This window comes from Streptococcus infantis (genome assembly GCF_047465525.1).
In the GTDB taxonomy this organism is placed as follows: Bacteria; Bacillota; Bacilli; order Lactobacillales; family Streptococcaceae; genus Streptococcus; species Streptococcus infantis_R.
This window is the reverse complement of the sequence record NZ_JASGZS010000008.1, coordinates 66791-77817: the sequence shown is the minus strand read 5'-3', so window position 1 is coordinate 77817 and position 11027 is coordinate 66791. Positions and strand designations below refer to the sequence as shown.

Genomic DNA, 11027 nt, shown 5'->3' with positions numbered 1-11027 from the left:
TTTTATGGTAGAATGAAGAGTAATAATATTTATTAAAGAGGTAAAAATATGATTGAAGCAAGTAAACTAAAGGCTGGTATGACTTTTGAAACAGCTGAAGGAAAATTGATCCGCGTTTTGGAAGCTAGCCACCACAAACCAGGTAAAGGAAACACTATCATGCGTATGAAATTGCGTGATGTCCGCACTGGTTCAACTTTTGAAACAAGCTACCGCCCAGAAGAAAAATTTGAGCAAGCGATCATCGAAACAGTTCCAGCTCAATACTTGTACAAAATGGACGACACAGCTTACTTCATGAACACAGAAACTTACGACCAATACGAAATTCCTGTTGTAAATGTTGAAAACGAATTGCTTTACATCCTTGAAAACTCAGATGTAAAAATTCAATTCTACGGAACTGAAGTAATCGGTGTAACTGTACCAACTACTGTTGAATTGACAGTTGCTGAAACACAACCATCTATCAAAGGTGCTACTGTTACAGGTTCTGGTAAACCAGCAACAATGGAAACTGGTCTTGTCGTGAACGTTCCAGATTTCATCGAAGCAGGTCAAAAATTGATTATCAACACTGCAGAAGGAACTTACGTTTCTCGCGCCTAATCTCTAGAAACTAGAAAGAGGTCATTCTATGGGAATTGAAGAACAACTTGGCGAAATCGTCATCGCCCCACGTGTACTAGAAAAAATCATTGCTATTGCAACTGCGAAAGTTGAAGGCGTACACTCTTTTTCAAACAAATCAGTATCTGACACCCTTTCAAAACTTTCTCTTGGTCGTGGCGTATATCTAAAAGAAGCAAACGATGAGCTCACAGCTGATATCTACCTCTACCTAGAGTACGGTGTCAAAGTTCCTAAGGTTGCTATGGCTATCCAGAAAGCTGTTAAGGATGCTGTCCGTAACATGGCTGATGTTGAAATCTCTGCTGTCAACATTCACGTTTCAGGTATCGTTCCAGATAAAACACCAAAACCAGAATTGAAAGACTTATTCGACGAGGACTTCCTCAATGACTAGTCCATTATTAGAATCTAGACGTGAACTACGTAAGTGTGCTTTCCAAGCCTTGATGAGTCTTGAATATGGTTCAGATCTAGAAACTGCTTGTCGCTTTGCCTACACACATGATCGCGAAGATACAGACGTACAACTTCCTAACTTCCTTGTAGAGCTCGTTTCTGGTGTCCAAGCTAAGAAGGATGATCTGGACAAACAAATCACTCAACATTTGAAAACTGGTTGGACCATCGATCGTCTGACTTTGGTAGAAAAGAATTTACTACGCCTAGGAGTTTTTGAAATCACTTCATTTGATACTCCTCAGCTCGTGGCTGTTAACGAAGCTATTGAACTTGCTAAGAGCTTTTCAGATCAAAAGTCAGCCCGTTTCATCAATGGACTCCTCAGTCAATTTGTGACAGAAGAAGATTAAATAATATAGAAAAAGTGTTTGACTCCGATCAAACACTTTTTTCTTTGCCTTCCACTATCTAAAAAAGTGGTAATAGACATAATTATAAACAAATATCCAGATGGGCTTGGCATAAATGAGAAAGTTGAAAAAACTATGGCAAAGGATTGTGAGCTTTAGATTCTTTGTCCAACGGTAGATCAGGGCATAGAAGAGACCGCCTAAACTATAAAACATCAAACTGATAGGATCACGATGCGATAATACCAAGTGACTGAGCCCAAAGATAAGAGCTGATAAGATAACATCCAGATAATACTTGGAATTTGAAAAGAAGGTATTCCTCTCAGAACTATCTCCTCCAATATAGGTGCGACGACTACTATTAAACTAAAACTGAGAACAGTTGATAGAAAAGTTGGTTGCCCATTGGAGTATAAAGTCGAAAGAAGGTCTTGAAAGATATACTTGTTATCAATTAAGTGATGAAACTGTAATTGAAAAGCATCCACTAATTGACGATAAAAATAAGTAGCCACTAGACCAGCTACAAGGAAAAAGAATCTTGACTTCTTTGAACCCTTTTTTTCGAAAATATAGAGCATCTCTTTCTTTTTGAGCCAGTAGATAAATAATAGCAAAAGAGCTATTACTTCAACTGTTAAAAAGATAGAATAGTCATTTATCCTCCATCCTAAAAACTTAGTCAGATGAAGACTACTAAATTCTAGTAGATAAACCGATAGGAATACCAATAATATATAGGTTCCCAAATGCCCTAGTTTTTTCATACTCACTCCTAAAAAATTAAAATTACCTTGATGTAGGAAAAAATAACACCCTCTTATTCAGTTTATCAGTTACATACTGACCTAGCACAGCATAAAATCTATAAAAACTTATGCTAATTCAAACCACGTCAGCTTCACCTTGCCGTACTCAAGTACAGCCTTCGGCTAGCTTCCTAGTTTGCTCTTTGATTTTCATTGAGTATTAATCTATTCTCTGTAGCACTTATAGATTATCATTCCTTATTATATAATATACATCTTTTTTTAACGACTCTCAGTTCCATTTCCTCAACTGTCAATTCTTAATCATGAAATGTATTTTATAGAATCCAAAAAGCTAGAACTATATCTTAGTCCTAGCTTACTTTTTAGTATTTTCTAAAGCGTTGGTAACGTTCTTCAATGAGTTGGTCTAGCGAAAGTTTACCAAGTGTGTCTAGCTCCGCTTGAAGTTGTTCTTTCACTTGCTTGATCAGATCTTTACTTGATAGACCCACCTCAGAGATGACCTTATCAACAACTTGCATATCCAACAACTCATACGAGGTGATTTTCATCAACTCAGCTGCTTCCATGGCACGCGTGCCATCTTTCCACAAGATAGAAGCAAAGCCTTCGGGACTGAGAACTGCATAGATAGAGTTTTCTAGCATCCAAACACGGTCAGCTACTGCTAGAGCTAGAGCTCCACCAGAGCCCCCTTCACCGATAATAATGGCGATTATGGGCACTTTTAGGTCGCTCATTTCAAAGAGATTGCGAGCAATGGCTTCACCTTGACCCCGTTCTTCTGCGCCTACACCAGGATAGGCACCAGCAGTATTGATAAAGGTTACAATTGGACGACCAAACTTTTCTGCTTGCTTCATCAAACGAAGGGCTTTTCGATAACCTTCAGGATGAGGTTGACCAAAGTTACGGTTAAGATTATCTTGTAAACTTTTACCTTTTTGGATTCCAACAACAGTCACTGCTTGGTCTCCCAACCAACCGATACCACCAATAATAGCACCATCATCACGGAAGGAGCGATCCCCATGCAGCTCAATAAAATCATCAAAAATTCCTGTTGCGAAGTCCAAGGCTGTTAGGCGAGTTTGTTCACGAGCTTCTCTAACGATTTTCGCAATATTCATCAACTCTCCCTCCTGTGTAGTCTTACTAATCGAGCAATCGTATCTGGCAATTCTCGTCGTTTAATAATTGCATCTACAAAACCATGTTCCAGTAAAAACTCTGCTTTCTGGAAGTCTTCTGGTAGGTCTTCTCTTACTGTATTTTCAATCACACGGCGTCCAGCAAAACCTACCAAACTTTGGGGTTCTGCCAAGATGATATCCCCTTCCATAGCGAAGGAAGCTGTTACTCCTCCAGTCGTCGGGTCAGTAAGGATTGTCAGATAAAAGAGACCTGCATTGGAATGACGTTTGACTGCGGCAGAGATTTTGGCCATCTGCATCAAGCTCATGATTCCTTCCTGCATTCGTGCTCCACCAGAAGCTGTAAACAATACGACAGGTAATTTTTCAGCGGTCGCATATTCGAACAAGCGAGTAATTTTTTCACCAACAACTGTCCCCATTGACGCCATAATAAAGTTAGAATCCATGATGCCAAGGGCAACCTTCTCTCCCTTAATCAAAGCTGTTCCTGTTACAACAGCCTCATCAAGACCTGTCTTTTCACGCATCAAAGTCAATTTTTTACGATAGCCTGGAAAATTCAAAGGATCCTGAGTCTCAATCCCTTTAAACATTTCCAAAAACGTCCCCATATCAATGGTTAAAGCTAAACGCTCTTGAGCTGAAATACGGAAGGTATAGCCACAGTGAGGGCATATACGCTCACTCCCCAAGTCCTTTTGGTAAATCGTATATTTGCAACCTGGACATTGGGAGAAGAGCTCATCTGGAACCTCTGGCTTGATCTGAGGTTGATTTACAGTCGAACGATTGGGATTGATTCGAATATATTTATCTTTTTTACTAAATAGAGCCATACATCCCCCTTTTCAGTCTTATACTATTTTATACTCAATGAAAATCAAAGAGCAAACTAGGAAGCTAGCCGCAGGTTGCTCAAAGCACAGCTTTGAGGTTGTAGATAAGACTGATGAAATCAGTCACATATATAATCCAAAGCGAAGCTGACGCGGTTTGAATTTAATTTTCGAAGAGTATTACATTATTCTTTTTCTTGATAGTATGGTAAGAAAGTTTCCATCAAGAATGAAGTATCGTAGTCCCCTGCTATCACGCGACGATCTGAAATTAGATCCAGTTGGAAATCAGCATTGGTGACAACCCCTTCAATTTCGAGTTCATAAAGAGCTCGTTGCATTTTCATGAGAGCATCAAAACGATTTTCGCCATGAACAATAATTTTAGCAATCATACTATCATAGTATGGCGGAATGGTATAACCTGGATAAACTGCAGAATCAACACGCAAGCCTACACCACCACTTGGGAGATAAAGATTGGTAATCTTACCAGGACTTGGTGCAAAATTAAAGGCTGGATTTTCTGCGTTGATACGGCACTCAATAGCATGTCCTTTTAGAACAATATCTTCTTGCTTCAAGGTCAAAGGTTGACCTGCTGCGATACGGATTTGTTCCTTGACAATATCCACACCAGATACAAATTCGGTTACTGGATGTTCTACTTGGACACGCGTATTCATCTCCATAAAGTAGAATTTACCAGTCGCTTCATCTAGCAGGAATTCAATGGTTCCAGCGTTTTCGTAGCCTACAGACTCCGCTGCACGTACTGCCGCTGCACCAATTTCATTACGAAGGGTTTTCCCTATAGCAATCGAAGGACTTTCTTCTAAAACCTTTTGGTTATTCCGTTGAAGCGAACAGTCACGTTCACCAAGGTGAATAACATGTCCCATTTGGTCAGCAAGAATCTGTACTTCAATGTGGCGAGCAGGGTAGATCACACGCTCAAGGTACATAGCCCCATTACCAAAGTTGGCTTTGGCTTCACTAGAGGCTGTTTCAAAGGCTGACACGAGATCTTCTGCTTTTTCAACCTTACGAATCCCTTTTCCACCACCTCCAGCTGAAGCTTTCAGCATAACTGGATAACCAATTTTTTCGGCAATAGTGAGGGCCTCTTCTGCAGTATGGACTTCTCCATCTGATCCTGGAATGACAGGCACGTTTGCCTTAATCATTTGAGCACGGGCGTTAATTTTATCTCCCATGATATCCATTACACGAGCTGATGGTCCGATAAATTTGATACCAACTTCTTCACACATGGTTGCAAACTTGGAATTTTCACTTAAGAAACCAAATCCAGGGTGAATAGCTTCAGCTTCAGTCAATACCGCAGCTGATAGGATGGCATTGATGTTCAGATAAGATTCTGTAGCCTTCCCAGGGCCGATACAGATAGCCTCATCAGCCAAAAGCGTGTGGAGTGCTTCCTTGTCAGCAGTCGAATAGACAGCGACTGTTACAATTCCTAATTCTCGTGCCGCACGAATAATACGAACAGCGATTTCACCACGATTGGCAATTAAAATCTTACGAAACATGGAAAACCTCCCTAGTTTCCAATAGCAAAGGTCAGAGTGCCGCTTGCTGCAAGCTTACCATCTACTTCTGCCTTCGCTTCTACTACGGCGATTGTGCCACGACGTTTGACAAAAGTTGCTGTCATGACAAGCTGATCACCAGGAACAACTTGTTTTTTAAATTTAACTTTGTCCATACCAGCATAGAAGACAAGCTTCCCTTTGTTCTCAGGTTTTGATAATTCCAAAACACCTGCTGTTTGTGCCAAAGCTTCCATAATGAGGACTCCAGGCATAACTGGGTATTGAGGAAAATGACCATTGAAGAAAGGTTCGTTAATCGTTACATTTTTAATAGCAACGATTGTATCTTCGCTAACTTCTAAGACACGATCTACTAAGAGCATGGGATAGCGGTGTGGCAAAGCTTCTTTAATTCCTTGAATATCAATCATTTGATACGTACCAAGCCTTTCCCGAACTCAACCATTTCTTCATTTTCAACTAAAATTTCTGTTACAACACCATCTTTAGGTGCTGGAATTTCATTCATAATCTTCATGGCTTCGATGATGACCAAGGTTTGGCCTTTTTTAACAGTATCACCGACTGAAACAAAATTAGATTTGTCTGGTCCGGCAGCCAAGTAAGCAACTCCGACAAGTGGACTTTCTACAAGGTCCCCCTCAGCTACAGATTCACTAGCACTTGATTCTGAAACCACTTCTACAGTTGCTGGAACCACAGCTTGAGGTGCTGGACTTGCTTCTGCAACAAGTTTCGCTTCATTCTTACTGAAGACCAACTCATCCGTTCCATTCTTATAAGAAAATTCTTTCAAGCTTGACTGGTCAAATTGCGCCATCAGGTCTTTGATTTCATTTAAATTCATCTTTACTTATTCTCCCAACGTTTGAAAGCAAGAACTGCATTATGCCCACCAAATCCAAAGGTATTTGAGATAGCATAAGGAATTTCACGTTCCAATCCTTGTCCATAAATAACGTTTGCTTCAATGTAGTCTGATAATTCTGTTGTCCCAGCTGTCATTGGAACATAGTTGTTACGGATGGCTTCAATTGTTGCAATTGCTTCAACTGCACCAGCTGCACCGAGCAAGTGTCCAGTAAATGACTTGGTTGAAGATACAGGTACTTCCTTACCAAGAACTGCTACGATTGCTCCACTTTCTCCTTTTTCATTAGCAGGAGTTGATGTACCATGAGCATTGACATAAGCTACTTGATCTGGTGTGATCTCTGCTTCTTCCAAGGCAAGTTTGATGGCTTTAATAGCTCCTTGACCTTCTGGATGTGGTGAAGTCATATGGTGGGCATCACAGGTATTCCCGTAACCAACAACTTCAGACAAGATAGTTGCTCCCCGTTTTTGAGCATGCTCTAAACTTTCAAGAACCAACATCCCTGCCCCTTCTCCCATGACAAAACCATTACGGTCTTTGTCAAATGGAATAGAGGCACGACTTGGATCCTCTGTTGTTGAAAGAGCTGTCAAGGCTTGGAAGCCTGCAATGGCAAATGGAGTGATAGAAGCCTCAGAACCACCAACTAGCATAACATCTTGGTAACCAAACTTGATGGAACGAAAGGCATCCCCGATTGCATCATTTGAAGAAGCACAAGCAGTATTGATAGATTTACAAATACCATTAGCGCCAAAGCGCATAGCAATATTTCCTGAGCCCATATTTGCTAAAGCTTTTGGAAGGGTCATCGGTTTCACACGTTTTGGACCTTTTTCATGAAGGCGAACCACTTGATCTTCGATTTCCTTGATTCCACCGATACCTGAAGCAACGATAACACCAAAGCGATCCTTATCTAAAGTCTCTACATCAAGACCTGCATGATTAACGGCTTCTTGGGCTGCATATAGCGCATACAAAGAATAGTCATCAAAACGGTGGGTATCTTTTTTTACAAAATATTTGTCAAAAGGAAAATCCTGGATTTCTGCCGCATTATGAACGTCAAAAGCACTGTGATCAAATTTGGTGATTTCACCAATTCCAATCTTTCCATTTTTAAGACTGTTCCAAAATTCTTCTGGTGTGTTCCCGATTGGAGATGTCAATCCATAACCTGTTACTACTACACGATTTAGTTTCATTTTCATACCTCTATTTTAACTCTTATTGCATGGTTAGTCCACCATCAATTGCAATGACCTGTCCCGTTAGATAATCCTGACTTGCAAGAAAGGCTGTGAACTCTGCGACTTGCTCAGCTTTGCCAAATTGTTTCATCGGAATTTGTGCCAACATGGCATCTTTGACCTTATCAGATAGAACAGCAGTCATATCTGATTCAATCATTCCTGGAGCAATGGCATTGACGCGAACATTGCGATTGGCAACCTCACGTGCTACTGATTTGGTAAATCCAATCAGACCAGCCTTAGAAGCAGCGTAGTTGGCTTGACCAATATTTCCCATCAGACCGACAACACTAGACATATTGATGATAGCACCTTCGCGAGCTTTTATCATCGGTTTCAAGACTGATTGTGTCATATTGAAAGCCCCTGTCAGATTGACTTTCAAGACCTTCTCAAAATCTTCTTCTGTCATCTTGAGCATGAGAGTATCTTGAGTAATTCCAGCATTATTTACTAAGATATCAACTGACCCCAACTCTTCAATGGCTTGGTCTACCATACGTTTTGCATCCGCAAAATCAGAAACGTCACCAGAAATAGCAAGGACCTTCACCCCGTACGGTTTAAATTCGGCAAGAAGCTCCTCGGAGATTTCACCACGACTATTCAAGACAACATTGGCTCCCAAGCTGGCAAATTTATGAGCAATGGCAAGACCAATTCCTCGACTTGAGCCTGTAATAAAGACATTTTTCTGTTCTAGTTTCATTTTTCTCCTTTCAGAACTTCTACCATTTTGGTCTAACTTTCTAAGAGTGCTTGTAAGCTTGCTTGATCTTCCACATTAGAAAGTTGAGCTGTTTTATCAATCTTTTTGACGAATCCTGACAAAACTTTACCAGGTCCAATCTCGATAAAACGAGTGACACCCGCTTCTTGCATGACTGCAATACTTTCATAAAAACGGACAGGTTCCTTAACTTGACGAGTCAAGAGTTCTGCAATTCGTTCTTTTTCCATAACCTTTGCTTCTGTATTACCAACAAGTGGACAAGCAAAGTCATTAAACTCAACATCTTCTAGGGCTTGAGCTAATTTTTGACTAGCAGATTCCAATAAAGCTGTATGGAAAGGTCCAGAAACATTGAGCGGAATCAAACGTTTTGCTCCCGCTTCTTGCAAGAGTTCAACTGCACGATCCACTGCAGCCACCTCCCCACCAATAACAATTTGACTCGGCGTATTGTAGTTAGCTGGAGTTACAACACCAAGTTGAGAAGCTTCTTGACAAGCTTTTTCAATCACTTCAACTGGTGTATTGAGGACAGCTACCATTTTCCCTGATCCTGCAGGTGCCGCTTCTTCCATAAAAGCTCCACGCTTAGCAACAAGAGCCACTGCATCTTCAAAATCCAAGGCACCACTAGCTACTAGGGCAGAATATTCTCCAAGAGACAAACCTGCCACCATATCAGGCTGGTAACCTTTCTCCCTTAAAAGACGGTAAATAGCAACGGACGTAGCTAAAATAGCTGGTTGCGTATAACGAGTCTGATTTAACTTTGTTTCATCATTATCAATCAAATCACGGAGATCATAACCCAAGACTTGGCTAGCTTGATCGATTGTTTCCTTGACGATAGCATATTGGTCATAGAGCTCGCGACCCATTCCTAGGTATTGAGCTCCTTGACCTGCAAATAGAAAGGCTGTTTTAGTCATTTCTTGTAACTCCTGCCCAACGAGCAGCTTCTGCTTGAATCTTTTCAGCTGCACCATAATAAATATCTTTTAAGATTTCTTCAACAGTTTCTTCTTTAGATACCAAACCTGCAATCTGGCCGGCCATCACTGAACCGCCATCCACATCCCCATGGACAACTGCTTTAGCTAAGGCTCCTGCGCCCATCTGCTCAAAAATTTCTAAATCTGGATTTTCTTGTTTAAAGGCATCTTTTTCAGCTTGCTCGAAATCACGAGTCAATTTGTTTTTAATGGCACGAACTGCGTGTCCAAAATGTTGTGCCGAAATCGTTGTATCAATATCACGAGCTTTTAAAATTTTAGCTTTATAGTTTGGATGGGCATTTGATTCTTTAGCAACTACAAAACGAGTTCCTACTTGCACAGCCTCTGCACCAAGCATAAAGCCAGCAGCAGCTCCTTCACCGTCTGCAATACCACCAGCAGCGATAACAGGAATAGAAACAGCAGCTGCAACTTGACGAACCAAGGTCATAGTTGTTAGTTTACCAATGTGTCCACCTGCTTCCATACCTTCTGCAATAACAGCGTCTGCACCGATTTTTTCCATGCGTTTAGCCAAAGCAACACTAGGAACAACAGGAATAACGGTGATTCCCGCTTCATGGAATCGCTCCATATATTTACTTGGGTTTCCTGCGCCAGTTGTGACTACCTTAACCCCTTCTTCAATGACGAGGTCAACAATATCATCAACAAATGGAGACAGAAGCATAATGTTGACACCAAAAGGCTTGTCTGTTAAAGATTTAATCTTATCGATATTGGCCTTAACCACTTCTTTAGGAGCATTTCCTCCACCGATGATACCTAGACCACCTGCTTTTGAAACAGCTCCAGCAAGGTCACCATCTGCAACCCAGGCCATTCCACCTTGGAAGATAGGATATTTAATATTCAATAATTCTGTAATACGTGTTTTCATAGTGCCTCCATATGTCTTGCTTACGTAATAGTTCGACCGCATTATACTTTGACTGTCAAACTATTACCTGAACAAGAGGGAGCGGGTTTCCCTACTCCTTCTCCGTTTATTTAATACTCAATGAAAATCAAAGAGCAAACTAGGAAGCTAGCCGAAGGCTGTACTCGAGTACGGCAAGGCGAAGCTGACGTGGTTTGAATTTGATTTTTGAAGAGTATAAATTATTTTGTTTGCTCTTCAACATAAGCAACCAAGTCACCAACTGTTTTCAAGTCATCTTCTGCTTCGATTTGGATATCAAAAGCATCTTCGATTTCTGAGATTACTTGGAACAAGTCCAATGAATCTGCGTCCAAATCATCAAAAGTTGATTCAAGTGTTACTTCTGATGCGTCTTTTCCAAGTTCTTCAACGATAATTTCTTGTACTTTTTCAAATACTGCCATGATAGGACTCCTTTAAAATAAATAGTTTTTT

13 protein-coding genes and 1 pseudogene are annotated in these 11027 nt (G+C 40.7%); 3 read left to right on the top strand and 11 right to left on the bottom strand.

Annotation, left to right across the window (positions count from 1 at the left end):
- Positions 1–48: 48 nt before the first annotated feature.
- Genes efp through nusB form a run of 3 tightly spaced genes read left to right on the top strand, consistent with a single transcriptional unit; the run spans position 49 to position 1442 of the window.
- Positions 49–609 (top strand): elongation factor P, encoded by a 561-nt coding sequence (gene efp, locus QM374_RS04435; RefSeq protein ID WP_000568646.1) that lies wholly within the window; start codon positions 49–51, stop codon positions 607–609.
- Positions 610–637: 28 nt separating this feature from the next.
- Positions 638–1027 (top strand): Asp23/Gls24 family envelope stress response protein, encoded by a 390-nt coding sequence (locus tag QM374_RS04430; protein WP_000510582.1) that lies wholly within the window; start codon positions 638–640, stop codon positions 1025–1027.
- Positions 1020–1442 carry a transcription antitermination factor NusB gene (gene nusB, locus QM374_RS04425; RefSeq protein ID WP_000203647.1) on the top strand — a complete coding sequence of 141 codons (423 nt, stop codon included), beginning with the start codon at positions 1020–1022 and terminating at the stop codon, positions 1440–1442. The genes QM374_RS04430 and nusB overlap by 8 nt, the downstream gene beginning before the upstream one ends.
- A 54-nt stretch (positions 1443–1496) precedes the next feature.
- Here the strand turns inward: nusB and QM374_RS04420 are convergent.
- The 11 genes and pseudogenes from QM374_RS04420 to QM374_RS04370 all read right to left on the bottom strand — a co-directional run bounded on the left by QM374_RS04420 (position 1497) and on the right by QM374_RS04370 (position 10996).
- Positions 1497–2212 (bottom strand): annotated as a pseudogene (locus tag QM374_RS04420) (lysostaphin resistance A-like protein).
- 368 nt (positions 2213–2580) lie between these two features.
- The gene (locus QM374_RS04415) at positions 2581–3348 is read right to left on the bottom strand and encodes an acetyl-CoA carboxylase carboxyl transferase subunit alpha (RefSeq protein WP_414310987.1); all 768 of its coding nucleotides are present in this window, start codon (positions 3346–3348) and stop codon (positions 2581–2583) included.
- Positions 3348–4211, bottom strand: a complete 864-nt coding sequence (accD, locus tag QM374_RS04410; protein ID WP_049503080.1) for an acetyl-CoA carboxylase, carboxyltransferase subunit beta — start codon at positions 4209–4211, stop codon at positions 3348–3350. Before accD ends, QM374_RS04415 begins: the two co-directional genes overlap by 1 nt.
- 185 nt (positions 4212–4396) lie before the next feature.
- On the bottom strand, positions 4397–5764 hold the full coding sequence (gene accC, locus QM374_RS04405) for an acetyl-CoA carboxylase biotin carboxylase subunit (RefSeq protein WP_414310986.1): 1368 nt from the start codon (positions 5762–5764) through the stop codon (positions 4397–4399).
- Positions 5765–5775: 11 nt separating this feature from the next.
- On the bottom strand, positions 5776–6198 hold the full coding sequence (gene fabZ, locus QM374_RS04400; protein WP_000565515.1) for a 3-hydroxyacyl-ACP dehydratase FabZ: 423 nt from the start codon (positions 6196–6198) through the stop codon (positions 5776–5778).
- Positions 6195–6635 (bottom strand): acetyl-CoA carboxylase biotin carboxyl carrier protein, encoded by a 441-nt coding sequence (accB, locus tag QM374_RS04395; RefSeq protein ID WP_414310985.1) that lies wholly within the window; start codon positions 6633–6635, stop codon positions 6195–6197. The genes fabZ and accB overlap by 4 nt, the downstream gene beginning before the upstream one ends.
- 2 nt (positions 6636–6637) lie before the next feature.
- Positions 6638–7873 carry a beta-ketoacyl-ACP synthase II gene (gene fabF, locus QM374_RS04390; protein ID WP_414310984.1) on the bottom strand — a complete coding sequence of 412 codons (1236 nt, stop codon included), beginning with the start codon at positions 7871–7873 and terminating at the stop codon, positions 6638–6640.
- Between the two features lie 22 nt (positions 7874–7895).
- Positions 7896–8630, bottom strand: coding sequence for a 3-oxoacyl-[acyl-carrier-protein] reductase (fabG, locus tag QM374_RS04385; RefSeq protein WP_414310983.1), 735 nt, complete (start codon positions 8628–8630; stop codon positions 7896–7898).
- Positions 8631–8662: 32 nt separating this feature from the next.
- Positions 8663–9583 carry an ACP S-malonyltransferase gene (gene fabD, locus QM374_RS04380; protein ID WP_414310982.1) on the bottom strand — a complete coding sequence of 307 codons (921 nt, stop codon included), beginning with the start codon at positions 9581–9583 and terminating at the stop codon, positions 8663–8665.
- A complete protein-coding gene (fabK, locus tag QM374_RS04375) occupies positions 9576–10550 on the bottom strand; it encodes an enoyl-[acyl-carrier-protein] reductase FabK (protein ID WP_045763680.1) in 975 nt (324 codons plus the stop codon). The genes fabD and fabK overlap by 8 nt, the downstream gene beginning before the upstream one ends.
- A 221-nt stretch (positions 10551–10771) precedes the next feature.
- A complete protein-coding gene (locus QM374_RS04370; RefSeq protein ID WP_000257838.1) occupies positions 10772–10996 on the bottom strand; it encodes an acyl carrier protein in 225 nt (74 codons plus the stop codon).
- Between the last annotated feature and the right edge of the window lie 31 nt (positions 10997–11027).